Genomic DNA, 24,657 nt, shown 5'->3' on the forward strand with positions numbered 1-24,657 from the left:
CAAAAAAAAGTAAAGGTTATTCACCTTATCTTGGTGGTTATAGAAATCTTGACTTGATTTGTTAGTTACGGCGGGTTGGCTGGCGTATATTGTTGCAATTGTGAAAATAAACAGATGGCGTTGTTAGAGATTGCCCCAGGTTTTAGCAACGCTTAGCAATCGCGGTATGTTTTGCTCTCTGGCAGTGGTATTTCAGCGAAGGGCTCATAAGCAATCATAGATTGAAATTTTCAGGTAGAGCGTGAAACATATTCAAATGCTAATCATCATTATTCTCTAGTCATCCGGAACGCAGCATAACGATATTTTAAAATGTCAGTGCCATCTCAAACTGGCCTAACGGTTCAGCCTGATAACCCGCTGCAGTAAATAATGGCGCCAGCGTTTCTGGGACCGCGGCTGATGTACCTATGCCAGGCCATCTGGCATTGATTTTCTTCAACATTGTTTTAGCCCGCCCCTGGTAACGATACGCCGGTTCCACAAACAGACCGCGGAGCTGAGGTTGTCCCATGCACTCAGCGACAGCACACCATGCATGTTCGTTATCCCTGAGGATATGGCAGGGAATGGTGAGGAGCGGCAGGGGACTGGCCAGCCAGGGAAGATCATCTTCTGATGCAGACGAGACGGTACGCAGGAAATCATCTGTAGTCATGTACTCCATATCCCCCGAACTTTTTTCAGGGTGGGATTGTGGATTTCCCCGGTATTTGCGCAGGTGTCGGCGAACCTGAAAGCCGAGTGCGTGATAGAGAGCGACGGCGCGGGTGTTTTCGCGCAACACTTCCAGCCTCACGCTGGATAATTTTTTATTTTTTAAAGAGATAAACAGAGGAGTAAGCATCTGTTTTGCCAGTCCCTGGCTCCGGTACTCGGGCAGCACACCAAATGCGGCCAGACGCGCTTTGTCCATTCTGCGGGTTACGATGGCTATTGCCGCCGGATTACCATTGACCAGCCAGACACACGAGTCTTCAAGGCTGAGTCCTTCGGAGATGAAACGTGAGGCAAACATGTCCGATGGCAACGCAAACGGGGTCGATGATTCATTAAAGCTGTCTGCAAGAATACGGCACAGTTCCGCCATGCTGTATTCAAGGGCTGATACCGGAATAACGGTCATAGATAAAGCTCTCCATTGCGGTTCCCGGGAGTGACAGGGGTGTTTTCTCAGACAGTGAAGCTGATTTCTACAGAGCGGGCGCTGCGGTCGCCTTCACCATGGTAAACAGCCTCAATGTTGTTACCGTCCGGATCCAGAACAAAAGCGGCATAGTATCCGGGATGGTAGGTTCGTTCGGCAGGTGCGCCGTTATCACGTCCGCCATGATTGAGGGCTGCGCGGTAAAACGCGTCTACCGATTCACGATCTGTGGCCTGAAAGGCCAGATGGTGCCGTCCTGTAGGCACCCCTCCAGATCCGGAACTTTTTACCGACGAAATGACCAGTTCGTCAGCCCAGATATATTCGTCATCGGTGATAACCACGGGGATCTTAAGTTCCGCCAGCACAGCAGTGTAAAACGCTTTGCTGGCGTCAAAGTTGTTTACCACGAGCTGGATATGGTCGATAAGTCTGCCACGATGTAGCGTAAATTTTTCCATGGTTCATTTCCTTATTCAGATTCTGTCAGTCAGGTTGACACCTGCGAAATTCAACAGACGCACAACTCCAGGTAATGCTTGTGTTGTTGAAAAATAATACATTAAGTTTTGTGCGTTGTAGCCGCCTGGTATCAGAAAATCATTCCCGATTTGGTCTTTGAACAGAAACTGCTATTGCGCTATTCGCTTATGATCAGGCTCTCAATGACCAGTTGTAAAAAAAAGAGCAGGGATGAGATGAGAGCAAGCCATTTTACGGGGCGCAGTTTACGTTCAGGTATAGAGAGGGTGTGGAGTATGGCATGACGTTTTATTTTATTTAGTGGCATGCAGCCTCCTGAAAAAGAGCCGCCTGCACCGGCGGCTAAGCAATGAAAAAAGAATCATTCCACAAACAAGGCACGTATGAGCAAGGTTAGTTGCCCTGGAGCTAACATAACGATCATGCCGGTAAGAACCAGCCACGAATGGCTAAACGTTTATCAGCCGGGTTGACAGTGTCCTCATGGAGATCTGTTCGTTTGTTAGCCAGGACAGGTTAACGGATAAAATAAGTATATCCACATTAAATAAAAGGGTCGTTTAGCATTTGTTTAGATAATGCCGCTCAAATAATACGCACTCAAATAATAAACGTGGCATAACTATCCAGACCTGCTAATTAATATGTGCTCTCGAGAACGGGAGAGATAATTACTTCTCAGGCGCCATCAATGCAATTATATTACGGGTTTAAATAACTTGATTAAACGGTATTGTATTCGCAGGTTATCATTTAACGAATGACGGCGATTTTTTTAAGCCATGGCGATAGCTATTTATTGTTTGAGAGTAAAAAGCAGTCTGGTCGCCGGATGTTAGCGGGCTAGATGGATAAGTTCAGGCAGCACAGATATGCTCTGAAATAAGAATGCCTGGCATCTGTCCTCATAAGAGATTGCCTGTCGATACAGGCAATCTCATAGCATTACACCCGACGCGTTGCCGCCTTCATGCTTATCACAAACGCCCTCAGCTCATTCAGCATTGCAACATCATCCTCACGATGTTTCTCAATGATTTTGACGATGGCAGAACCTGAAATGGCGCCTATTGCACCAGCCTGAATAGCATCCGCAACCTGATCGGGAGTGGAAATACCAAATCCCTGAAGTGCAGGAGGGGCCTGAAGATTTGCCAGTGTTTCAACCAAATGTTGCAGCGGCTTTGATGCTCCCTGTTCGGTCCCCGTGACCCCTGCGCGGGACAGCAGATAGGTATAGCCCTCACCGTGACGGGCTATCTCCATAAGCAATTTATTTTCCGCATTCGGAGGGCAGATAAAAATGGGCGCAATATGATAACGCCTTGCTGCCTGACGGAACGGCTGGGATTCTTCGAAGGGGACATCCGCTACCAGCACCGAATCTATCCCGACCCGCGCGCATTCGGCGTAAAATGCATCAATGCCTCGGTTGAATACAAGGTTGGCATATACCAGCAGGCCAATGGGAATGTTCGGGTGTTTTTGTCGAACATTGGCCAGCATCTCAAAGCACAGCGTTGGTGTGACGTTTGCGGCGAAGGCTCGTAGTGCGGCAGTCTGAATGGTCGGGCCATCTGCCAGCGGATCCGAAAACGGGATCCCCAGTTCCAGCGCGTCTGCGCCTGCTGCGATCAGGGTATCAATAATTCGCAGCGACTGTACCGGGCCTGGATCGCCAGTCATCACGAAAGGAACAAAAGCACCTTCTCTGCGGGCTTTTAGCGCAGTAAACCTATTTTTATAGCGTTCCATCAGATTTCTCCTCGTGCCTGCAGAATGTCGTGTACGGTAAAAATGTCCTTATCCCCTCGACCAGAAAGGTTAACCACCAGCAACTGCTCCCTGTCGGGATGTTCACGCATCATTCTCAGGGCATGCGCCAGCGCATGAGAGGACTCCAGGGCGGGAATGATGCCTTCTTCGCGGCTGAGGGTTTTAAAGGCGTCCAGCGCTTCATCATCGGTCGCGGAGACATAGTCGGCACGTCCGATGCTGTTCAGGTACGCATGCTGTGGCCCAACAGAGGGGAAGTCCAGGCCGGCGGAAATGGAACAGGACTCAATGATCTGCCCCTCATCGGTCTGCATCATCGGCGATTTCATACCGAAATAGATGCCCGTGCGACCGTGCTTGAGTGGTGCGCCATGCTCGCCGGTTGCAATGCCGTGACCAGCGGGCTCCACGCCGATCAGACCGACACGTGGTTCATCAATAAAATCGGCAAACATTCCAATCGCGTTGGATCCCCCGCCCACGCAGGCGATAACCGCATCCGGCAGACGGCCTTCTCTTTCCAGAATCTGCTCCCGGGTCTCTTCTCCAATCATGCGCTGGAATTCACGAACAAGGGTCGGGAAGGGATGTGGACCCGCGGCTGTCCCGAGCATGAAATGCGCCTTTTCATAGCTACCGGACCAGTCGCGAAGCGCCTCGTTGGAGGCATCTTTCAGGGTCGCGGAACCGCTGTGTACCGGGATCACCTCCGCCCCCATCAGGCGCATCCTGAAGACGTTCGGCGACTGACGCTCGATATCCTTTGCGCCCATATAAATGCGGCATTTCAGGCCAAGCAGTGCGCTGGCGAGCGCCGAGGCGACGCCGTGCTGCCCGGCCCCGGTTTCGGCAATGATTTCAGTTTTCCCCATGCGCTTTGCCAGCAGCGCCTGCCCCAGAACCTGGTTGGTTTTGTGCGCCCCGCCGTGGAGCAGATCTTCACGTTTGAGGTATAAGGTGGTACGGGTTCCTCTGGTGAGGTTGCGACACAGGGTTAACGCTGTTGGACGCCCGGCATAGTTTTTCAGCAGCCCGGTAAATTCGGTATGAAATGCCGGATCTTTCTGTGCGTTAACAAAGGCCTCTTCCAGTTGAAGCAGGGCGGGCATAAGGATTTGCGGGACGTACATTCCGCCGTATTCGCCGAAGCGTGGATTAAGTAGGGTGCTCATTATTGCTCCTTAAGGTCTGCGCAGTGCCTGGAAACCGTGCCTGGTGCGGCGGTCTGGACTCTGCACGTGAAGTGAAATCAGTGACTACGCAGTGCTTCCTGGCTGCGTTAATACGCGATGGACTTATCGCGTATGACAAAATTTGGGCAATAAAAAGCCCGCTCATGGCGGGCAGGGTATCGGTGTGCGGATTGCAGACGTGACGATACTGCCCGTTAACGGGAAGTGCGCCACCAGCCATGCAACGTCATCATTGAGAATGTCATCGTTCGATACCTGTCTATTTAAAGTTTGTATCAGTAAACTAGTTCAATGGTGTGGTGTCAATCTTTTTTGCTTAAAAAAAGTACTGGTTACTTTTCTGCTTTATCCCTCCAGGCGGGCATTACTGTCAGATAGTCCCCTGTAATTCACTTTCTTGAAGCCTTTGCTCGTGGTGATTAAGAGGCGTCAGTTTGTTGTTGACTCTCCTGTAAGGTAAGACTGTAAGGTCCGCATACTCATTCAGGGAGAGGGTTGCATGTATCAAATAGGGCTGTTTTCAAAGATCTGTCGTGTGACGATAAAAACGCTTCATTACTATAATGAAATCGGTTTGCTTGTTCCTGCCTATATTAACCCTGAGAATGGTTATCGTTTCTATACTTCTGACCAGTTAATGAAATTTCATCAGATAGCGAGTTTACGCCAGCTTGGTTTTACAATAACTGAAATAGTTACGCTGACTCAGGATGAAAATTCCTGCCACATAATTGAACAGCGACGCCTTGAAATACAGCAACAAATTCAAGACATGGAGGATATGCTCTCCCGAATTAACCACTATCTGCAACATAAAAAAAAGGAAAGAATTATGCCATATCAAGCTGTTTTGAAAAAAATCCCGGAATGTATTGTTTACTCCAGGCGTTTCAATGTTCCTGATTTCTCCTCATATATCAACTTAATTCCGCCAACAGGGCAAGAGGTTATGAAGGCAAATCCAGGTTTAACGTTAGCGACCCCGGCTTATTGCTTCACTCTTTATCATGATAAAGAATACAAAGAGAAAAATATGGACGTGGAGTTCTGTGAAGCTGTTGATCATTTTGGTAAAAACGAAGGGGATATTATTTTCCAGGTTATCCCCGCCGTTACCGCTGTAACGGTCCTACACAAGGGACCCTATGATTCATTAAGAAATGCGTACATCTATCTTATGCAATGGGTCGAAGATAATGGTTACCTGTTAACAAATCCCCCCAGGGAAAGCTACATCGACGGCATCTGGAACAAAAAAGACGCCACGGAGTGGATGACGGAAATACAGTTCCCTGTAGAGAAAGTTTAACCGGGATGCAGGCTGGCCCGTTTAAGGGCCGCCTGCTGAGCGCTGATAAAATGCAGAGAGGGGGGAAGGCAGGGCAGATTTACGGCGTTACGATGAAGATGCTCAATACGTTTGCATATTCCGAAAAGACGTTCTTATTTATGCTATTCCGGATAGTCCCATTTTTGATTTTAATCGTTCTGGCACTGGTCATAAAACGGACGATTAAAATGAAAATCAGAACGCTACCTCTTACCCTTATCTCTTCTCTGGCTTTTTGTTACCCACTCTTTGCTGCCGAAGGACTGACGCCGTTACAGCCTGGAGCGACAACAGGTACCCATACCGGCGCGCTTCCGCCCGACGGAATTTATATGGCGATGACATCCACCTATGAAACCGGTGTCGTACGAAACGGCAGTGGTGATACGGCGAAAATCGCCGGGGGAAAAAATAAGCTTTCTAATGTCGGGCTGGTGATGGCTGCCACATGGGTTCCCGGCGTAGAATTCCTCGGTGCCCGCTATGCGGCGATGATCGTACAGCCCTATAAATTTATTCAGGTAAAAAACACCGGCCAACATACCACCGACCACACAAACGGATTGCTGGGGACCAGCATTACGCCGCTCGCGCTTTCCTGGGATTTACACAATAACTTCCACATTGGCGCCGGGTTAGCCATCTATTTACCGGATGGCAAAACGGCCTATACCCGCAATGCGGCAACCGGGCGTAAAGAGATCTCCGGGGATAACGTCTCGTGGGATTATTGGTCGTTTGAACCCAATATCGCCGTCAGCTATCTGACCGACGACTGGGGGATTACGTTTAATAATATTTTTGACTTCAATACGAAAAATAGCGAAACCGACTACCGCTCCGGTAGCACCTGGTATCTGGATGTGACTGCCACCCATCGTATCAACAATAGCCTTACCGCAGGGCTTATCGGTAACTGGACTAAGCAGGTGACTGACGACAAGATTAACGGTAGAACGGTGCAGGGGGTAGAGGGTATTTATTCTACCGGTAAACGCGTTGAACATATCAAAGCTGGTCCGATGATGAGCTATAGCGTCAGCGGAGCTACCGTTACCGGCCGACTATTGTTTAATTTGCACAGCGAAAATGATGCCGGAATGACCTTTTTCCATGTTGGGGTATCGATGCCGCTGTAGTCATGCAATACCTCTTTTATTACCCGGGCGTAATACGTCACGTTATCAGGAGCAGGAAGAAGCCACGTTTTCTGCTCCTGACGGTTCTCTTTGATAGTTATCACATGTTGGGGATTCCCGGCTTAAAAACGCCATCCCATTTGCTGACAATAACGCCTCCCCCTCACGGACAGGAGCGTGTATGTTCGCCGAAGAAGCTATCATGATGATCCCCGGCTGGAACGCATTTCCACAGGCACTTCAGCAGGCTTTACTGCGTCAGTCGCGCGTTCGCAGCGAAAAAGCCGGCAGTATTGTCTTTCATCAGGGCGCCGAAGTTGAGGCAATTGCCTGGACGCTGAAAGGCCATCTCTTTGCTAATGTTCATCATGCAAACGGTAATCAGACGCTGCTCACTCACGTGCCCGTCGGACGTATGATCTTGTTTAACTTTGTCTGGAAGCGCACCCCCTTAGACCGCAACTTCATCGCCATGACCGATGTCGAATTACTTATTCTCCCCCGGGGCAGTGCGACGCAGCTGTTGGCCCAGTTTGATGAATTCAAAATGCAGGTAATAGATTCACTCACCGAGAGGCTTAACGATCTGGATCGGGTGCTCTACACCCATAAAGTGTCCTCAAGGGAAGCCTGCGTGGCGGCTTTTCTGGTGGATTGTGAAGAAGGCCAAAAAGGATCGCGTCGCGAGCGCCACATTCCCTTTACGATGCAGTTTATGGCCGAATGCCTGCGGCTCTCGCGTCCTTTTGTTGCCAAAACGCTCAGGCATTTCGCCGATCGCCAGATGGTGGCGCTCAACTACGGCAATATCGAAGTGCTCGATCTTGATGGACTGAGGCAGGTCGCCAGCCGTGAGATGATGTGAATTGTGAACTACGGCGCGCGGCAAATGTTAATTCTTTCCATTTGCTAATCAGGTTACCTGCCAGGATAAATACAGGCAAATCTGAAGCGAGACACCGACCATGTACTGTGAAGATTATCGTTATGAGGAGTCAGTTCCCACCTTGTCGCAGGATGTCGCTCTTTCCGATCCGCATATCATGACCAGAATGATGTTCTTCGTAAACCTGGTCACGACTGGTTCAATATCATCTGCGGCGGAGCGTATGGGAATATCCATTTCATCAGGCTCACGCTGGCTGTCCGACCTGGAAAAAGAGATCGGCTGTCCTCTTTATCGACGCAACAATAAAGCCATGCCGCTGACCGATGCAGGTGATTATCTGTATCGCAATTTTTGTTTAATCGGCGAGAAGGTCGGCCAGTTAAAAAATGAGCTGACCCATTTTTCCACCGAGCGTCGGGGAACAATCCGCATATGCTGTACGCCGGTGTATGCCGAACACTATCTGATGCCCATCGTCGCCAACTACCTGGCCGGTAACCGCCAGGTGAATATCGCCGTCCACGTCTCAGCCTTCGGTATTCAAAGCTGGAAAGATCACGATATCATCATCGGGGCTGTTAATGCTTTAAGCCACCAGCAGGATCAGGAACTCCCGCTGGTGAAACGTAATCTGATCGCTGAACCTTTCGTGACCGTTGCCTCGCCCCAGTATCTGTTGATGAACGGCACGCCGCAGCACCCGTCCGAACTGGTGCATCATCGCTGCCTGTTTGCCAGCTCTCTAACCGGCAGCAACGACTGGGCCTATGAGATTAATAGCGAAAGTCATTTTTTCAAAATTGCCAAATCTCTTGAGGTGTGCGACAGCACCCTGTTGCGAAAATCGGTGCTTTCAGGGGCCGGAATAGCCTACCTGCCGGAATATGTTGTTAGACGAGATATTCGCAATGGCAAACTGACCTGCTTGTTTAAAGAGATGAAAACATCGGAATGGTTATTAAATCTCTATTATCCAGCACGGAGCCAGATAACCGAATGCGTATCCTCCTTTAAACATTTTTTGATTGAGCAACACACCAGCACCTATGGGCAAATACGTGCGGAGAATCATTAAAAATACGCAAACAAGCCTTTTCATATTTGCAAATGCACTTTTTATTTTTAGTCTTCAATCTCTTTAGTTGTATTGTTAATCTTATTTCAGTTAGTTTTCTTCACAATAAAAATATTCCCCGTCGCAGATGTTTTATGACGCATCACCCCTTATGACGTATATCGGTTGGTGAGGGGGTAATTAATTTTATTAACTGGGTGAGAGTTATGCAAAATACCAATAATATTACCGATAAAACGGCTAATCATTCCAGCACCCGGAGTAATTTCGGTGGCTGGGGCTGGAGTATGGTTGGCTTCAGCATGCTGATGTACTACAACTTCGCCGCCTGGACTGCCGACGGGCTGAACGTTATTGTCCAAAGCTTTGTCGATCTCCACGGCTGGGATTTCGCCACGCTTCTCTCTTTCTCCACTCCCGCCGGCTGGATTGGCGTTATCGGCGCGCTGGTGATCGCTGAAATGATCAAGCGCAAAGGGGCGAAAATCGTTGCTATTTTTGGTCTGCTGGCACTGGGATTAACGATGATCTGGTTTGGCCGGGTGACCTCCTACGCCGAATACGCAATCGGCCTGGCTCTGATGAATTTGTTGGCCACCGGGTGCTGTTTCAACGTTCCCGCCACACTACTTAATAGCTGGTTTCCAAGAAAAAAAGGGCTGGCGCTCGGCTGGGCAACCATGGGGATGTCGTTCTGTACCGCGACGCTGATCCCAATTATGTTCTTCCTCTTTGACCGCTTCGGCGTGCCTGGCGCTTATGCGGTTGTCGGTGGGACGTTAATTACCCTCGGCATCATCTCCATACTCTGGATCCGTAATACGCCGGAAGAACTGGGCTTGTACCCGGACAATGAACCGATTTCTCGTGAACAGCAGGCGGCAAATCTCGCAGCCCAGACTGATTACCAGAGCCCCTTTACCTACCGCGTACTGTTCCGCGACCGCGAAATGTGGCTGATCTCCGTCGGCTTCGGCCTGCTGTGGCTGGTGGATATTGGCGTCGTCAGCCAGTTGATCCCGCGGCTGATATCGGTTGGCTATGATAAAGAAACCGCCGTCTGGATGTTCACCTCCGCCGCGCTAATTTGCGCTATTTTCAGTTACTTCTGGGGCTGGGTCGATGTGAAAGTCGGCACCCGAAAAGCCAGTATCGCTTACGCCTTTTTCTTTGCTGTGACCCATGCCTGCCTGCTGGTTCGCGGTAACGACTACTTCACCTACTTCACGCTGTTAATGGTTGGCGCCAGTATCGCCGGTATTAAAGAGCTATGTACCTCAATGGTTGGGACCGTGTATGGCCGCTACGACTTTTCCGCCGCTAACCGCCTGGTTTCAACTATTGCCTGTTTATTCCGGGTTAGCTGTTTTGCAGTTGTTGCCGTCAGTCTGAAATATACCGGTGATTATGATGGCGCTTATATCTCTTTTATCATCCTGGATATTATTGCGGCCCTGTTAATTTTCATGATTAACGATAAATGCAAAGGCAAAACAGATTCGGTGGTCACCGGGTAAATATTTTTCAGTGCCACATCAGGATTTAACGTCTTCGTAAACTGCCGGTTTACGAGTATTAACGTCACTTATTCAGGAAGTTATACCATGCTGGAAAAAGAGATTATTTCGCCGCAACGCGCTGCCGCCATGGTGGAAGAAGGAATGACCATTATGATTGGCGGATTTATGGCAGTCGGCACGCCAGAAAAAATTATCGATGCGCTGGTAGAAAAGGGCGTGGGTAATTTAACGATTATCGCCAATGACACCGGTTTTATCGACCGGGGGATCGGCAAGCTGGTGGTCAATAAACAGGTCCGCAAGATCATCGCCTCGCATATTGGCCTTAACCCGGAAACCGGACGCCAGATGTCCACTGGCGAGCTTGAAGCAGAGCTGGTTCCTCAGGGAACGCTGGTTGAGCGTATCCGCGCCGGTGGCGCCGGACTGGGTGGTGTACTCACCCGCACCGGGCTTGGCACGGTCGTGGAAGAGGGTAAACAGCAGGTGATAATTGAAGGCCAGCCCTGGCTGCTGGAACACCCCCTGCAGGCCGATATCGCCTTGATTCACTGCTCCATTGCCGATACCGCTGGTAACGCAATGTTCAATAAAACCACCAAAAACTTTAACCCGGTGATGGCTACCGCCGCACGCCTGGTCATCGCCGAGTGTGAATCCATTGTGCCGATGGATTGTGCCGCCGCCGACCGTTACAACACGCCCGGCATTTTTATCGACTACCTGGTTAAGGGGGAAGATCACCATGGATAAAAACGCCGTAAGAGAACGCATTGCACGCCGGGTTGCCAAAGAGCTTCGCAAAGGGGATCTGGTGAACCTGGGGATTGGTCTGCCGACGCAGGTCGCCAACTACGTCGCCGACGATCTTGGCGTCATTTTCCAGTCTGAAAATGGTCTGGTGGGGCTCGGTCCGATGCCGGATAGCGACAGCATCGATGCCGATTTAACTAACGCCGGCGGTCAACCAGTCACTGCCGTACCCGGAGCGGCGTTCTTCGACAGCGCACTGTCGTTCGCCATTATACGCGGTGGTCACGTCGATGTGACCGTTCTGGGGGCGCTGGAGGTGGATCAGGAGGGCAACCTCGCCAACTGGATCATCCCGGGCAAGATGGTTCCCGGAATGGGCGGGGCTATGGACCTGGTGAACGGTGCCCGCCGCGTCATCATCGCCATGGAGCACTGCGATAAAAAAGGCCAGTCAAAAATTTTGCCTCGCTGCCAGCTGCCGCTGACCGCCGTCGGCCAGGTCAATCTGATCGTGACGGAAAAAGCGGTCATTGAAGTCAATAACGGTCTGATTTTGCGCGAAATCGCCGCGGATACCCGCGTGGAGGACGTGGTTGCGCAGACCGCTGCGCCGCTACGCATCTCTGAATCATTAATCCAGTTTGCCTAAAAAAGGACGCCATCAATGAAAGTGATACCGATTAGTGAAGCTAGTCCCTACAACCCACCACTGCATCACGCCATGGTGGCGCTGAAGCTGTGTGATGGTGCGTTATGCGACGCCCGCCAGTTCTGGTGCGGACTGTCGCATTTTTTACCCGGAGGCGGCGCCGAGTGGGCTTACGACGATTCGCCGACGGAAAAACTCTACGTGGTACTGGAGGGCGCTATCACCATCCGTACCAGAGAGGAAACGCGTGTAGTCAGCAAAGGGGAAGCGGTTTTCCTCGCACCGTTTGAGGGGCGTGAAGTGGTTAACCACACCAATTATCCGACCAGCATGCTGGTCATCGCCAGCAATACGTAACCAGTAAGGGATCATTATGGACACAACATGGGATAACAAAGTCAAAGCGCTGTTCAACCTTGAAGGCAAAGTTGCGGTTATCACCGGCGGTGCAGGTGCGCTCGGTGAAGGTGTAGCCCGTGGCCTGGCGAACTACGGTGTTAAAGTCGCGGTAACCGGCCGTACCATCGCCACCCTGGAAAAAACGGTTCAGCAGGTGCAGGAGGCGGGCGGCGAGGCCCTCGCTATCGCTGGCGACATGACCGACGAAGCGGCGGTAAAAGCCCTGGCCGATCGCGTGGTCGCCGCCTGGGGGAAAGTTGATTTTCTGATCAATATTGCCGGCATTGCTATCCGCCATCCAGCGGAGGCCTTTGACATTAATGATTTCCGCAAAGTAATGGACGTCAACATCACGGGTACCTTTCTTCCCTGCAAAGTATTTGGCCAACTGTTTATCCAGCAGGGATTCGGGAAAATCGTCAATACCTCATCGGTACGCGCTTTTGCCGGACACCCGGGCGGCTACGCGGCTTACGGCACATCGAAAGGGGCTATCAACTTATTAACCAAACAGCTGGCTACTGAATGGGCGAAATACAATATCAACGTTAACGCCGTCGCGCCGACTATCTTCTGGACGCCGCTGACCCAGGAAGTTCTGGAAGACGAAAAACTGAAAAAGATCTTCCTCGATCGCATCCCGATGGGCCGGGCTGCCGTTGTGGAAGATATGGTCGGCACCGTCGTATACCTTTGCTCACCTGCTGCAAATTTTATCACCGGCCAGGTCATTTACATCGACGGCGGCTGTACGGCGGGTTAAGGAGATGGCAATGAACAATCCGGTCACACGTATCACGATCCTCGGCGGCGGCCTGATGGGCAGCGGTATCGCGCAGATCTTCGCCGCCCGCGGAGTGGACGTCACGATTTATGATATCGATGCTGGCGCCTGGACCGCACCTGACATCATCCGCAGCAATCTGCAACGTATGCAGGCGGACGAGGCCACCATCGATGACGTTGTACGCCGCGTCGTTTTTTGCGACCGGCTGGCGGAGAGCGTGAAGGGGGCGCAAATCGTCTTCGAATGCGTACCTGAAAAGCTGGACCTCAAGCAGCGGCTGTTTCACGAACTGGACGCGCTTTGTCCACCAGAAACCATTCTCGCCTCCAATACGTCGGTCATCAGCATCAGCGAGATCGCCCGCGACGTGACCCACAAACAGCGCGTACTGGGCACCCATTTCTGGAATCCGGCCTTCCTGATCCCGCTGGTGGAGGTCATTCGCACGCCCTGGACCAACGATGGGCTATTCGAACGCACATTCGACATCCTCGCCTGGGCAGGAAAACGCCCGGTGCGGGTCAATAAAGATGTGCCGGGGTTCCTTGTAAACCGGCTACAGCACGCCCTGTGGCGCGAAGCGATTTATCTTGTGGAGCAGGGCATCGCCGACGCGCGCACCGTGGACGAAGGCATCCGCTATGGTTTTGGTATCCGACTGCCGGCCCTCGGCCCGCTGGAAAACGCCGATATGGTGGGGACGGACCTGACCCTGGCGATTCATGAATATATTTTCCCGCATCTGAATAACGCGACAACGCCCTCACCGCTGCTGCGCCAGCTGGTGAGCGAAGGCAAGCTGGGCTTCAAATCCGGTGGCGGATTTCAGACCTGGAACGAGACATCAATTAACGAAAGCCGTGAGCGCCTGCTGAACTATCTGCAGCGTGTCACTCAGCAACCTGAGGAGTAACACTATGGGTAAGAAAGTTTTTGTCGATTTAACGCATCCCTTTAGCGCCGACACGCCGCGCTGGCCCTATTTCGATAAGCCGCTGATCGACAGTGCGCATACCATGGCAAAAGGCGGCGTGTTAACCCAGCGTATTTCCTGCACCATGCACACCGGCACCCACTGCGATGCCCCGCGTCATGTGATGGAAATAGAATTCGACGGTAAAAGAGCGCGCTATACGCATGAAATGCCGGTCGATGCTTATACTGGTGAGGCGGTATGCCTGGAAATTAATGTCGGGCGCTGGGAATTAATTCAGCCACATCATCTGGAAGATGCCTGCCGCCGTGCAAATATCAAACCGGAGGAGTTAGCCGGAATGGTGGTATGCCTGAATACCGGCATGCATCGTAAATTTGATGACTCAAAAGAGTATTATCACTACTCCTGCGGTACGGGCGTGGAAGCCGGGAAATGGTTTGTTAAAAATAAAGTCAAATGCGTCGCCATGGATATGCAGGCATTAGACCATCCGCTACATACGGCGATGGGGAATAATGGTGCCACGCGTATGAATTTACTCGGTGCATCCGGACGCCCGCTCACCGAAGAATATATTGAACAGTTTGGTGAAGACGCCTATGCCGAGTTTGATAAAGAGCTGTATATCAAACTTCACGGCCAGGCCGCCTATGATGAAAAGTTCGGCGATCTGGAGGCTATTGGCTGCTGGGGGACCTGGGAACCCTGCCATAAGCAGATGCTCGGCCACGGGATTGTCGGCGTTGAAAACCTCGGCGGTAATCTGGATAAAGTTTCCGGCAAGCGCTTTCGTTTCTTCTGTTTCCCACTGCGCTGGTATTTAGGCGATGGCTCAATGGTGCGCTGCGTGGCGGAAATTGATGAAGATGATATGAATAATGTTCCGGAAAGAACTTATAGCTATGGAGGCTGCATTTAATTAAACAATAAATTCCTGAGCGAACAAATATCAATAACACAGCGGATTAACTCGCTATTTAGCGAAAGGTTACCTGCGCCCGAAATAATAGTTTCATTCATTTCGGGCGTATCGCACCGTTACGCCAAAATAATCTTATAGCGATATTTTTACATTATTAACTATCACTGCCGCTCTGCATTGGAGGAGCAACCATATGAGTACAAAAGATGTTGTCATTGTCAGCGCCGCCCGTACGCCCATCGGCTGCTTTGGCGGCGCGCTCAAGGATCTCTCGGCTATCCAACTGGGTGAATATGCAACTAGCGCCGCTATCGCCCGCGCCGCTATCAAACCGGACGATGTTGACGAAGTGATCATGGGCAACGTGCTGGGGGCCGGGCTGGGTCAGAACGTCGCCCGTCAGGTCGCTATCGCCGCCGGGATCCCGGTCGAGAAAAGCGCCTTTAACGTCAGCAAAGTATGCGGTTCCGGGCTCAAGGCGACCATTCTTGGCGCCCAGGCCATCGCGCTGGGCGATGCGGAAATCGTGGTGGCTGGCGGCACGGAAAGCATGAGCAACGCCATGTACTTATCCGCCGCGGCCCGCTGGGGACAGCGCATGGGCGACAGCGCGCTGATTGACAGCCTGATTAGCGACGGTCTGACCGATGCCTTTTCCGGCGAGCATATGGGGATCACCGCTGAAAACCTGGCACAAAAATACCAGCTCACACGGGAAGCGCTGGACGCCTATGCGGCGGAAAGCCAGCAACGCACTGAATGGGCACAGAAAAACGGTCGTTTCGACAATGAAATTGTGCCGATAAAAATCGTCACGCGTAAAGAAGAGCGTTACATCAAGGTCGATGAATTCCCCCGCCACGGCACCACGCGTGAAACCCTCGCCAGGCTACGCCCGGCGTTCCGGCCTGACGGTGTGGTCACGGCAGGGAACGCTTCTGGCATTAACGACGGCGCTGCCGCGCTGGTGCTGATGAGCCGCGAAAAAGCCGCCGCCCTCCAGCTTCAGCCGCTGGCAACGATCCGCGCCTGGGGCAGCGGCGGCGTCGATCCCAACATTATGGGTTACGGGCCGGTACCCGCAACGCGCAGGGCCTTATCCCGCGCGGGCTTACAGGTGGAAGACCTCGACGTCATCGAGGCCAACGAAGCCTTTGCCTCCCAGTGCCTGAGCGTCATGAAAGGGTTGGGGCTGGATCCGCAGAAAACCAACGTCAACGGCGGCGCAATTGCTCTCGGTCACCCGATCGGCGCGTCCGGCGCACGCATTCTGGTCTCGCTGGTTCATGAAATGCATCGCCGCCACGCTCGTTACGGCCTCGCGACGCTGTGCATCGGCGGTGGGATGGGATTGGCCATGGTGGTCGAAAAAGAATAAGGAACAAGGAGCTAATTATGTCAGCACAAAACCACGTTATTCTCACCGTCGCCTGCACCGGGGCCTGGCCGCAGAAGAGCGACACCCCCTATATTCCGCTTACTCCGCAGGAGCAGGCCGACGAAATCGTCCGCTGCTGCGAGGCCGGCGCCTCCATTGCCCACATTCACGTGCGTGATGAGGAGAGTCAGGCGTCGATGGATTTTGAACAATTCGCCGAGACCGTGCGCCTGGTGCGGGCGCGCTGCGATATTGTCATTAATCTGACGACCTCCGGCGGACTTGGCCTGAGCGACGAAATTCGCATGAAACCATTCCAGTTATTGCGACCCGAAATGGCCTCTTTCGATGCCGGAACTATGAACTGGGCCCACACAACAATCTTCGAAAATAGCCCGCGCTTTCTGGAGAAACTCGCCGTCAGCATGAACGAGTGCCAGGTGAAGCCGGAGTTTGAAATCTTCGATGCCGGGATGATTTACAACGTCCTGTACTACATGAAGAAAGGACTGATCGTGGGAAATCCACACTTTCAGTTTGTCCTCGGTGCGCCGGGCGGAATGACGGCGGAGGTGCGTAACCTGATGTTCTTGCTCGATACCTGTAAACAGCATCTGGGAGATAATTTCACCTGGTCGGCGTTGGGCATTGGTCGCGGTCACCTGCCGATTGTCCTCGCCGCGCTGGCGCTGGGGGGCAACGTTCGGGTTGGCATGGAAGACAACATTCTCTATCGCAAAGGTGAACTGGCGCAATCCAATACCTGGTTCGTTGAGCGCGTTAAGCGGCTGGCTGCAGAGGTGGATAAAAGCATCGCTACCCCTGATGAAACTCGCGCCATCCTTGGTCTGATACGCCAGCAGCCGGTTCGCGCCTGATTGTGAGCTTCCTTCCTGAATGCCGATCGCCTCTCTGTATGGGCGGGCGATCGCTGTCGATCGATATCTGAACGAGAACCGTTATATGAACATTTCTATTCCCCGGGAATCGCTGGCGGGTGAGACGCGGGTCGCCGCCACGCCCGCGACCGTTGAACAGATGCTGAAGCTGGGCTTTACGATCTCCGTCGCCCGCGGTGCGGGCGCAGCGGCCAATATTACTGATGACGCATGGCAGACCGCAGGTGCAACGCTGTGTTCGCAGGATGAGGTCTGGCAGAGCGATATTATCCTGAAAGTTAATGCGCCTCTTGCGGATGAAATCCCGCTTTTGCGCCCAGGCTGCACATTAATCAGTTTCATCTGGCCGGCACAGAACGCCGAGCTAATGGCGGAACTCGCCGCCCGCGGCGTGACGGTGTTGGCAATGGATGCCGTACCGCGCATTTCTCGCGCCCAGTCGCTGGACGCCTTAAGCTCAATGGCTAATATTGCCGGGTACAGGGCAGTGGTGGAAGCTGCCCACCAGTTTGGCCGTTTCTTTACCGGGCAGATCACCGCCGCCGGTAAAGTTCCACCGGCGAAAGTGCTGGTGATTGGCGCAGGTGTTGCCGGGCTGGCGGCAATTGGCGCCGCCAGCAGCCTCGGCGCCATTGTGCGCGCCTTCGACACCCGCCCGGAAGTCAAAGAACAGATCCAAAGCATGGGCGCGGAGTTTCTGGAACTTAATTTTGCAGAACAGAGCGGCAGCGGAGATGGTTATGCCCGTCAGATGTCTGCTGAGTTTATTGAGGCGGAAATGGCCCTGTTCGCCGCTCAGGCCAGAGAGGTCGATATTATTATCACAACCGCGCTCATTCCCGGGAAGCCTGCGCCGCGGCTTATTACCCGCGACATGGTCGCCTGCATGAAACCCGGCAGCGTTATCGTCGACCTGGCCGCCCAGACCGGCGGCAACTGCGAACTGACGGCGCCGGGCACATGCATCATCAGCGATAATGGCGTCAAAATCATTGGCTATACCGACCTGCCTGGCCGGCTGGCGGCCCAGGCATCCCAGCTTTACGGCACCAATCTGGTCAATCTGCTGAAGCTTTTGTGTAAAGAAAAAGACGGTAATATCGTCATCGATTTTGATGATGTCGTTATCCGCGGCGTTACCGTGGTGCGCGAGGGGGATATCACCTGGCCCGCGCCGCCAATTCAGGTTTCGGCTCAGCCGCAGCAGCCAAAGCCTGTACCAACCGGGACGGTAAAAAGCGCACCCGCTTCACCATGGCGTCCATACCTCTTTCTGGCGCTGCTGATTGCACTATTTGGCTGGCTTGCGCATTACGCACCGGCGGACTTTCTTGCCCATTTTACCGTCTTTTCCCTCTCGTGCGTTGTGGGCTATTACGTGGTGTGGAACGTCAATCATGCTCTGCATACGCCGTTGATGTCGGTCACCAATGCGGTATCGGGGATCATTATCGTCGGCGCAGTCCTGCAAATCGGCCTTGGGGGGTGGATCTCCGTACTGGCTTTTATCGCCGTTTTTATCGCCAGCATTAATATCTTCGGCGGTTTTTACGTCACCCGTCGCATGCTGAAAATGTTCCGCAGAAACTAAGGAGTTGTTATGTCTGGAGGTCTTGTTACTGCGGCTTACATTATTGCCGCGCTGTTGTTTATTTTTAGCCTGGCTGGCTTATCGAAGCATGAGACGTCGCGAGCAGGGATCGTATTCGGCATCGCCGGGATGGCGATTGCGCTGGCGGCGACTGTTCTTGGTCACCAGGCGGCCAATCTCGCATGGATCCTGGTAGCGATGATGGCAGGGGGTGGCATCGGTATCTTTCTCGCGCAGCGGGTGGAGATGACCGAAATGCCGGAGCTGGTGGCGATTCTGCACAGCTTTGTCGGCCTTGCGGCTGTGCTGGTGGGGATTAATAGTTACCTTGACCACGCGCCGCTCGATGACACGGCCATGACGGCTATCCATCTGGTGGAGGTCTTTCTGGGGATCTTTATTGGCGCCATAACCTTTACCGGTTCGGTAGTGGCGTTCGGTAAGTTGCGCGGGATCTTCGCGTCAAAACCGTTAATGTTGCCAGGCCGACACGGTATGAACCTCGCGGCTCTGCTGGTCTCTTTTGCCTTAATGATCGTATTTGTGCGCAGCGATAACCTGCTGTGGCAGAGTCTGGCATTAATTGTTATGACGCTGATTGCACTGGCGTTTGGCTGGCATCTTGTTGCTTCAATCGGCGGCGCAGATATGCCGGTGGTGGTCTCAATGCTCAACTCCTATTCTGGCTGGGCAGCGGCGGCGGCCGGTTTTATGCTCAGTAACGACCTGCTAATCGTGACCGGCGCGCTGGTTGGCTCTTCCGGAGCCATCCTTTCTTACATTATGTGTAAGGCCATGAATCGCGCGTTCATCAGCGTCATTGCCGGCGGCTTCGGCAGCGAAGGAATGGCACCTGACGGTAGCGCCCTGCAGGGCGAACATCGCGAATGCAGCGCGGTGGAGGTAGCGGAAGCGCTGAAAAACGCCCGTTCAGTCATTATTACCCCCGGCTACGGTCTGGCGGTAGCCCAGGCGCAATATCCGGTACAGGAATTGACCAGCCGGCTGATGGCGCGAGGCGTGAAGGTACGATTCGGTATCCATCCCGTTGCCGGGCGTTTACCAGGACATATGAACGTACTGCTGGCGGAAGCCAAAGTCTCCTACGATCTCGTGCTGGAGATGGAAGAGATTAATGACGACTTCAGTGATACCGACGTGGTGCTGGTCATCGGCGCCAACGACACCGTTAACCCTGCTGCACAGGAAGATCCCGGGAGCCCCATCGCAGGCATGCCAGTACTGGAAGTGTGGAAAGCACAGCAGGTGGTGGTGTTCAAACGTTCGATGAATACTGGCTACGCAGGCGTACAGAACCCGCTGTTCTTTAAAGAAAACACCACCATGCTGTTTGGTGATGCAAAAGCGAGCGTAGAGGCGATACTTGCGCAGCTCTGATTAATTGATTAGATGCACTGGATGCATTGCAGAGGGTGATGGAAAAGTACGTCACCCCCTGAAATTTTGCCGCCGCAGAATCAGAGAATTACATTAAGTATCAATACTGTTCGCTCAGCGCAGGAACGTTTTGACACATTGTTAAAAAATATGAAGCTCACCGCTGTATGACAGAATAATGGCCAGGGCAGAAGATAATGTTCACTAGTATTTCAGCGACGTGTGCTATTGACCAAAACGTCATCGCTGATTTCTGAACAGAGAAAGGGATACGTGCGTAAAAAACTTAATCAATAACCAACTGAAATATAACAATAAATTTCTATTTTTTTGATTTTTATTAAAGCAAAACGATAAAAAATTATCGTTTTATTTTAATTTTGTGTATTCTTTGAACTGTACCCTAATGCAGACTTACTGAGGTTTTATGTCCACTGATGCACTGGCGCAACTCAGCCAAAGAATGGTCTCATTCACCATGATGCTGTTGATTGCTGTTGTTCTATTGAATTCGCTTGTTCTGTTTTTCCCTACATTATCCTTTTCGGATGAGTTGTACGGGATAAGACTGTCGCTTGATGATCGGCGGCTTTCTGCTCTCGATGTCAATCTGCGCGCGTTGCCATGGGGGCAGGCCGCAGGAGTCGGCGTGATAAGTCTGCTGGTTATGGCTCCTCTCTGTTACAGCCTGTATCAGCTACGCTCTTTGTTTAAAGCTTATGCTCGCCGGAACTATTTTTCTGCCCGTTCGGCACAGCATATGAGCAGAGTTGGAGCCTCACTGGGTCTCTGGACGGTGATGGATCTGCTTGCCGGTCCTGTTCTCAGTTACTGGTTGTCTCTGCTTAACCCCACTGGCGAGCGTGAAATAGTATTTGGATTTGAGCTACATCATATCGTCTGGATTTTTATTTCGCTGTGCGTGATGGCAGTGGCGAAAATACTGGAAAAGGCAAGCGTTCTGTACGAAGAAAATAAACTCTTCCTGTAAGGCGGGAACATTTATGGCAATCATTGTAAAACTGGATGTATTACTCGCCGCAAGGAAAGTGAAGTCAAAGGAGCTTGCTGATGCTATTGGTATTACCGAGCAGAATCTTTCGTTAATAAAACAAGGTAAAATTAAAGGTTTTCGATTTTCAACCCTTGATGCACTGTGCAAATATCTTGATTGTCAGCCTGGCGATCTCTTTAGTTATATTCCATCGAAAGAGGATGAGTGAGATAAACAGGTTGTATTAACCCAGCCGCCATAGCTCATTTCTTTCCTAAACACACCGCTGTTTGCAGCGGTGTTGCCTGGAGTCATGCTCCTTATGACGTTATACGTAAAAGGTAAATATTTATGAAAGGAGAAGTACTGAGTATATTGTTTTTTATTTTTTTCCTAAACAGCGTTGGCATAGCAGCACCACGAGAAGACCGTTCGGGAAAACTTAATCAACATTCTGACATTCAGAAAGAGCGTAAAGGCTCTTCCCGACCGGGACATAAGAACGACAAAAATAAATCGACTCACAGACCGACGGCTGTCAAACGGAAGCCCAGCGATCGCTCTCCTGTTTACTATTCTGTATCAGAACCGCCTGGAGGCAAACGCATTTACATGTTACCTGGTGGCACCAGAAAAATGAAGTCAGGAGAGGAGGGCGTGTATATTGTCGATGATACTTACATTCGCCGCTATAACGACGGATATGACCAGATCTTATCTCCTTTTGATGGCATTGAGATACTGGACTATAAGGGACGATGAAGTTTAGTCCGGGCTGGTGCCAGTCTTGATAATAAATATATTGAGATCCCATAATCTTTTTTCTGATAACACTTAAAAAATCTTCTTTGTTCTCATCTACAGTGTGACTAGATTTTTCCGAAGGGAGTTTCAACCATGTTTAAAAGGCTATTGGCGTTATCATTTGTTTTCTCTTTCATTCCTTTAATCACCGTTGCTGCTGAGAAGGGTACCAATACGGAACTGACTGCAAGCACCTCGATGAAAAGTCACGATGAGAGGCTAGATCGTGGTGAATATTTAAATCGTATCGCTTTAAAGGAGAGACGTCTTTCCGCGGATCCTTCTAATAAGGCCCTGATCTGGGATATTATGCAAGATGAACTAATAGCAGGCAATTTAGATAAAGCAGAAAAATATCTCAAACCATTATTAAGCGACCCGCATTATGCGAACAATGCACTTTATACGCAGGGAGTGGTTCATTATTTAAAGGGGGATTACGTCCAGGCGGAGGCTCTTTTTCGAAAGGGCGCCAGAGACCTGAAAAGTCGCATCAAGTTGCTCTATATCTATTATCAGACCGGTCAGTATTCGAAGGCGAGAGAATTGTTCGATGATGATCAACTGAAATCTCTCAGTAAAAATGACATAGCCCTGTTGACTTTAATGAGTTCCTTCGGCACTGCCCAGCCTTACAGACTGGACTGGAAAGCTGATAAGGCTGTTCTTCCGTTCATCTCGATGAATAATCTACCCGTAGTCTCCGTCATGGTGAACGGACAACCCGTCAATGTCTTCATAGATACTGGAGCCGATTTGTTTGTTATCAAATCTGAAATGGCGAAGACGCTGGGACTTACATCACAGGCAAGTTTCACGGGGACATATGCCGGCGGAAAGACAGCAGAAATCAATCATTCCAGGCTGCAGACATTGGGTCTGGGAGACGTCACATTACATGATGTTCCTGTTGATATTGCAGATTTTCCTGAGTCATGGGTTTTCACCGATGAAAGAACGGGTAAAAAAATAGATATCGACGGTATTTTATCCACGGGTGTATTTCATCAGTTTCTCACCACGATGGATTATCCAGAGCGGCAGTTGGTGCTGATGCCCAGAAGGAAAATCAGTCAGCGTGAGGTTTCCGAACGGGATGGCTCGCATATACCCTTCATTCTTGAAGGAACGCATTTTATGATAGTCAAAGGTGCAGTCAACGGTAAGGAGGGTATGACGTTCTTCCTTGATTCAGGCCTTGACGATTCAGACGCTTCAATTTTGTTGCAGAAAGAAGCACTAAATTATGCTGGGTTGAAACTGCAGGAAGGGGAGCGCTATGCGCCGGATGACAACAAAGGAGGGCTTGGCGGAGGCGGTTTTGCTGTAACCCGGCTGCCCATCGACAGTGTTTCTGTCGGCGCTTTACATCAGAAGGGGTTAACCGGCCTTTATGGCGTGTTACCGGAACAACTCTATTTCACTGAATCCGGTATGATTCTGGATGGTTTTCTCAGTCACCAGTTTTTAAGGCACTACAAATGGACCATTGATTTTGACGCAATGATGATGACATTTCAGTAACCGAATACGTAACGTTTCGTGCCTGCGTTTGTGCGCCTGTAACACGTGTCAGATAAAAAAAGCCCGCTTGTTGCGGGCTGTTGCACGGTATGCCGATTTCAGAAATCTCGATACAAAGCAAACACGTTCAGGGGAGGGGATCCGCCTTCAGCAAAGATAAAGAAGAAACGGCTTACTCGTCTGCTTTATGTGCCCAGGCGGGCATTGCTGTCAGATAGCGTATTGCCCGCTTGCGCGATTCTTCTTTGCCAACTTTTTGCCATGAATCGAGAAACCCCGCCAGGCTGGATACCGCCTCTTCCCAGGACTTCAGATTACCGTCGCTGTCGCTGCAGTAGGCGCAATATTTTTCGCTGGCACCCTGCGCATCAGGTGCGGACATCGGTATTCCGCAGGCCTGACAAAACTGTTCGTGCTGTGTCATAAAGCGCTCCTTCTTTTAATTGATTATTAGCTAAACATACCGTGTTTCAGCTCAGCATATAGCGTTCCCGATCAAAACATTCTGCAGCACAAGTTCGTCGCACAACGCTGCCGGGCCGGCATGTTTATCGCAGATTTGTAGGGCGGGAGTGGCTGACAATAAATGCTATTTCCAAAAACAGTCCAGAATTTGTAATGAAATTCACGGAAGCAAATCACAATCTGTGAAACAACGCTTAAGTGTACACTTTTCTTTACGATGCTAGTGATTTCAGTCACAAAAATAAGCCCATAGAGTGATCATTCTCGCACAAACTGTATGGGTACTCATTTGCCAGGGCATGAGTTACTTAGGCTGGAAAGTAAAGTTTTCAGAGCGGCGACACATCAATTGTCGAGAACCTCAAACTCTAAATAAAAGTGAAAAAAATAACTCATTGAATATGAATGGTTAAAAAGAAACCATGTGATTTATATCACTCACTTTTACAGCTTATTAAATTAAGACCGTCATTGAATGTCGCTCTAAGTATTCCCTTCATCAATAAATTCTTGCATAGTGCCCTTAAATTACATCCGCCCCCGGCTACCGGAGACGGTAAATAATATTTCATCAGCGTTCACTGATGAAACGGGCATGTTTTACC

At 51.1% G+C, this 24,657-nt stretch carries 24 protein-coding genes and 1 other annotated feature; of the genes, 19 read left to right on the forward strand and 5 right to left on the reverse strand.

The window, feature by feature from the left end; all coding sequences use genetic code 11:
• Positions 1–307: 307 nt before the first annotated feature.
• The 4 genes from LGL98_RS12495 to trpB form a co-directional block, all read right to left on the reverse strand.
• Positions 308–1,126, reverse strand: a complete 819-nt coding sequence (locus tag LGL98_RS12495) for a GNAT family N-acetyltransferase (protein ID WP_136034297.1) — start codon at positions 1,124–1,126, stop codon at positions 308–310.
• A 47-nt stretch (positions 1,127–1,173) separates the two neighbouring features.
• Positions 1,174–1,608: a VOC family protein gene (locus LGL98_RS12500; protein WP_136034295.1), complete on the reverse strand. Its 435-nt coding sequence runs from the start codon at positions 1,606–1,608 to the stop codon at positions 1,174–1,176.
• A 967-nt stretch (positions 1,609–2,575) separates the two neighbouring features.
• Entirely contained in the window at positions 2,576–3,385 is an 810-nt protein-coding gene (trpA, locus tag LGL98_RS12505) for a tryptophan synthase subunit alpha (RefSeq protein WP_136034293.1), read from the reverse strand.
• The gene (trpB, locus tag LGL98_RS12510; protein WP_136034291.1) at positions 3,385–4,578 is read right to left on the reverse strand and encodes a tryptophan synthase subunit beta; all 1,194 of its coding nucleotides are present in this window, start codon (positions 4,576–4,578) and stop codon (positions 3,385–3,387) included. Before trpB ends, trpA begins: the two co-directional genes overlap by 1 nt.
• A gap of 148 nt (positions 4,579–4,726) precedes the next feature.
• Positions 4,727–4,820: a sequence feature (Trp leader region), on the reverse strand.
• Positions 4,821–5,098: 278 nt separating this feature from the next.
• Between trpB and LGL98_RS12515 the strand changes: the two genes are divergently transcribed.
• The 19 genes from LGL98_RS12515 (at position 5,099) to LGL98_RS12605 (ending at position 23,587) form a co-directional block, all read left to right on the forward strand.
• A complete protein-coding gene (locus LGL98_RS12515; protein ID WP_136034289.1) occupies positions 5,099–5,908 on the forward strand; it encodes a MerR family transcriptional regulator in 810 nt (269 codons plus the stop codon).
• Positions 5,909–6,261: 353 nt separating this feature from the next.
• Entirely contained in the window at positions 6,262–7,068 is an 807-nt protein-coding gene (locus tag LGL98_RS12520) for a SphA family protein (RefSeq protein WP_168435407.1), read from the forward strand.
• A 181-nt stretch (positions 7,069–7,249) separates the two neighbouring features.
• Positions 7,250–7,933: a Crp/Fnr family transcriptional regulator gene (locus tag LGL98_RS12525; protein WP_125345772.1), complete on the forward strand. Its 684-nt coding sequence runs from the start codon at positions 7,250–7,252 to the stop codon at positions 7,931–7,933.
• 100 nt (positions 7,934–8,033) lie between these two features.
• Positions 8,034–9,032, forward strand: a complete 999-nt coding sequence (locus LGL98_RS12530) for a LysR family transcriptional regulator (protein WP_136034287.1) — start codon at positions 8,034–8,036, stop codon at positions 9,030–9,032.
• 206 nt (positions 9,033–9,238) lie between these two features.
• Entirely contained in the window at positions 9,239–10,549 is a 1,311-nt protein-coding gene (locus LGL98_RS12535; protein ID WP_136034286.1) for an MFS transporter, read from the forward strand.
• A 90-nt stretch (positions 10,550–10,639) separates the two neighbouring features.
• Positions 10,640–11,305, forward strand: a complete 666-nt coding sequence (locus tag LGL98_RS12540) for a CoA transferase subunit A (RefSeq protein ID WP_269808342.1) — start codon at positions 10,640–10,642, stop codon at positions 11,303–11,305.
• Positions 11,298–11,954, forward strand: a complete 657-nt coding sequence (locus LGL98_RS12545) for a 3-oxoacid CoA-transferase subunit B (RefSeq protein WP_125345780.1) — start codon at positions 11,298–11,300, stop codon at positions 11,952–11,954. Before LGL98_RS12540 ends, LGL98_RS12545 begins: the two co-directional genes overlap by 8 nt.
• A gap of 15 nt (positions 11,955–11,969) precedes the next feature.
• Entirely contained in the window at positions 11,970–12,311 is a 342-nt protein-coding gene (locus LGL98_RS12550) for a cupin domain-containing protein (RefSeq protein ID WP_125345782.1), read from the forward strand.
• A gap of 16 nt (positions 12,312–12,327) precedes the next feature.
• Positions 12,328–13,116, forward strand: a complete 789-nt coding sequence (locus tag LGL98_RS12555; RefSeq protein WP_136034284.1) for an SDR family NAD(P)-dependent oxidoreductase — start codon at positions 12,328–12,330, stop codon at positions 13,114–13,116.
• Positions 13,117–13,126: 10 nt separating this feature from the next.
• Positions 13,127–14,053 carry a 3-hydroxyacyl-CoA dehydrogenase family protein gene (locus tag LGL98_RS12560; protein WP_136034282.1) on the forward strand — a complete coding sequence of 309 codons (927 nt, stop codon included), beginning with the start codon at positions 13,127–13,129 and terminating at the stop codon, positions 14,051–14,053.
• Between the two features lie 4 nt (positions 14,054–14,057).
• Positions 14,058–14,996 carry a cyclase family protein gene (locus tag LGL98_RS12565; RefSeq protein ID WP_131077041.1) on the forward strand — a complete coding sequence of 313 codons (939 nt, stop codon included), beginning with the start codon at positions 14,058–14,060 and terminating at the stop codon, positions 14,994–14,996.
• A 196-nt stretch (positions 14,997–15,192) separates the two neighbouring features.
• Complete coding sequence (locus LGL98_RS12570; protein ID WP_136034280.1) at positions 15,193–16,377, forward strand: acetyl-CoA C-acetyltransferase; 1,185 nt, start codon at positions 15,193–15,195, stop codon at positions 16,375–16,377.
• Positions 16,378–16,394: 17 nt separating this feature from the next.
• A complete protein-coding gene (locus tag LGL98_RS12575; protein ID WP_208431241.1) occupies positions 16,395–17,255 on the forward strand; it encodes a beta-keto acid cleavage family enzyme in 861 nt (286 codons plus the stop codon).
• A gap of 85 nt (positions 17,256–17,340) precedes the next feature.
• The gene (gene pntA, locus LGL98_RS12580; protein WP_136034278.1) at positions 17,341–18,867 is read left to right on the forward strand and encodes a Re/Si-specific NAD(P)(+) transhydrogenase subunit alpha; all 1,527 of its coding nucleotides are present in this window, start codon (positions 17,341–17,343) and stop codon (positions 18,865–18,867) included.
• Between the two features lie 9 nt (positions 18,868–18,876).
• Complete coding sequence (pntB, locus tag LGL98_RS12585) at positions 18,877–20,265, forward strand: Re/Si-specific NAD(P)(+) transhydrogenase subunit beta (protein ID WP_136034276.1); 1,389 nt, start codon at positions 18,877–18,879, stop codon at positions 20,263–20,265.
• A 427-nt stretch (positions 20,266–20,692) separates the two neighbouring features.
• Positions 20,693–21,256 (forward strand): DUF2975 domain-containing protein, encoded by a 564-nt coding sequence (locus LGL98_RS12590; protein ID WP_136034274.1) that lies wholly within the window; start codon positions 20,693–20,695, stop codon positions 21,254–21,256.
• A 13-nt stretch (positions 21,257–21,269) separates the two neighbouring features.
• Positions 21,270–21,488 carry a helix-turn-helix domain-containing protein gene (locus tag LGL98_RS12595; protein WP_025712469.1) on the forward strand — a complete coding sequence of 73 codons (219 nt, stop codon included), beginning with the start codon at positions 21,270–21,272 and terminating at the stop codon, positions 21,486–21,488.
• A 122-nt stretch (positions 21,489–21,610) separates the two neighbouring features.
• Positions 21,611–22,021, forward strand: a complete 411-nt coding sequence (locus LGL98_RS12600; protein ID WP_136034272.1) for a hypothetical protein — start codon at positions 21,611–21,613, stop codon at positions 22,019–22,021.
• Positions 22,022–22,156: 135 nt separating this feature from the next.
• On the forward strand, positions 22,157–23,587 hold the full coding sequence (locus tag LGL98_RS12605) for an aspartyl protease family protein (protein WP_136034270.1): 1,431 nt from the start codon (positions 22,157–22,159) through the stop codon (positions 23,585–23,587).
• A gap of 172 nt (positions 23,588–23,759) precedes the next feature.
• Here LGL98_RS12605 and LGL98_RS12610 read toward each other — a convergent pair whose 3' ends face one another.
• The gene (locus LGL98_RS12610) at positions 23,760–23,969 is read right to left on the reverse strand and encodes a zinc ribbon domain-containing protein (RefSeq protein WP_230362612.1); all 210 of its coding nucleotides are present in this window, start codon (positions 23,967–23,969) and stop codon (positions 23,760–23,762) included.
• Positions 23,970–24,657 lie beyond the last annotated feature (688 nt).

Source organism: Klebsiella africana, from assembly GCF_020526085.1.
Lineage (GTDB): Bacteria > Pseudomonadota > Gammaproteobacteria > Enterobacterales > Enterobacteriaceae > Klebsiella > Klebsiella africana.

Excerpts from the sequence above, each read along its gene's own strand:
- LGL98_RS12495 (WP_136034297.1), bottom strand. The coding sequence starts at position 1,126 with ATGACCGTTATTCCGGTATCAGCCCTTGAATACAGCATGGCGGAACTG.
- LGL98_RS12500 (WP_136034295.1), bottom strand. The coding sequence starts at position 1,608 with ATGGAAAAATTTACGCTACATCGTGGCAGACTTATCGACCATATCCAG.
- trpA (WP_136034293.1), bottom strand. The coding sequence starts at position 3,385 with ATGGAACGCTATAAAAATAGGTTTACTGCGCTAAAAGCCCGCAGAGAA.
- trpB (WP_136034291.1), bottom strand. The coding sequence starts at position 4,578 with ATGAGCACCCTACTTAATCCACGCTTCGGCGAATACGGCGGAATGTAC.
- LGL98_RS12515 (WP_136034289.1), top strand. The coding sequence starts at position 5,099 with ATGTATCAAATAGGGCTGTTTTCAAAGATCTGTCGTGTGACGATAAAA.
- LGL98_RS12520 (WP_168435407.1), top strand. The coding sequence starts at position 6,262 with ATGGCGATGACATCCACCTATGAAACCGGTGTCGTACGAAACGGCAGT.
- LGL98_RS12525 (WP_125345772.1), top strand. The coding sequence starts at position 7,250 with ATGTTCGCCGAAGAAGCTATCATGATGATCCCCGGCTGGAACGCATTT.
- LGL98_RS12530 (WP_136034287.1), top strand. The coding sequence starts at position 8,034 with ATGTACTGTGAAGATTATCGTTATGAGGAGTCAGTTCCCACCTTGTCG.
- LGL98_RS12535 (WP_136034286.1), top strand. The coding sequence starts at position 9,239 with ATGCAAAATACCAATAATATTACCGATAAAACGGCTAATCATTCCAGC.
- LGL98_RS12545 (WP_125345780.1), top strand. The coding sequence starts at position 11,298 with ATGGATAAAAACGCCGTAAGAGAACGCATTGCACGCCGGGTTGCCAAA.
- LGL98_RS12550 (WP_125345782.1), top strand. The coding sequence starts at position 11,970 with ATGAAAGTGATACCGATTAGTGAAGCTAGTCCCTACAACCCACCACTG.
- LGL98_RS12555 (WP_136034284.1), top strand. The coding sequence starts at position 12,328 with ATGGACACAACATGGGATAACAAAGTCAAAGCGCTGTTCAACCTTGAA.
- LGL98_RS12560 (WP_136034282.1), top strand. The coding sequence starts at position 13,127 with ATGAACAATCCGGTCACACGTATCACGATCCTCGGCGGCGGCCTGATG.
- LGL98_RS12565 (WP_131077041.1), top strand. The coding sequence starts at position 14,058 with ATGGGTAAGAAAGTTTTTGTCGATTTAACGCATCCCTTTAGCGCCGAC.
- LGL98_RS12570 (WP_136034280.1), top strand. The coding sequence starts at position 15,193 with ATGAGTACAAAAGATGTTGTCATTGTCAGCGCCGCCCGTACGCCCATC.
- LGL98_RS12575 (WP_208431241.1), top strand. The coding sequence starts at position 16,395 with ATGTCAGCACAAAACCACGTTATTCTCACCGTCGCCTGCACCGGGGCC.
- pntA (WP_136034278.1), top strand. The coding sequence starts at position 17,341 with ATGAACATTTCTATTCCCCGGGAATCGCTGGCGGGTGAGACGCGGGTC.
- pntB (WP_136034276.1), top strand. The coding sequence starts at position 18,877 with ATGTCTGGAGGTCTTGTTACTGCGGCTTACATTATTGCCGCGCTGTTG.
- LGL98_RS12590 (WP_136034274.1), top strand. The coding sequence starts at position 20,693 with ATGTCCACTGATGCACTGGCGCAACTCAGCCAAAGAATGGTCTCATTC.
- LGL98_RS12595 (WP_025712469.1), top strand. The coding sequence starts at position 21,270 with ATGGCAATCATTGTAAAACTGGATGTATTACTCGCCGCAAGGAAAGTG.
- LGL98_RS12600 (WP_136034272.1), top strand. The coding sequence starts at position 21,611 with ATGAAAGGAGAAGTACTGAGTATATTGTTTTTTATTTTTTTCCTAAAC.
- LGL98_RS12605 (WP_136034270.1), top strand. The coding sequence starts at position 22,157 with ATGTTTAAAAGGCTATTGGCGTTATCATTTGTTTTCTCTTTCATTCCT.
- LGL98_RS12610 (WP_230362612.1), bottom strand. The coding sequence starts at position 23,969 with ATGTCCGCACCTGATGCGCAGGGTGCCAGCGAAAAATATTGCGCCTAC.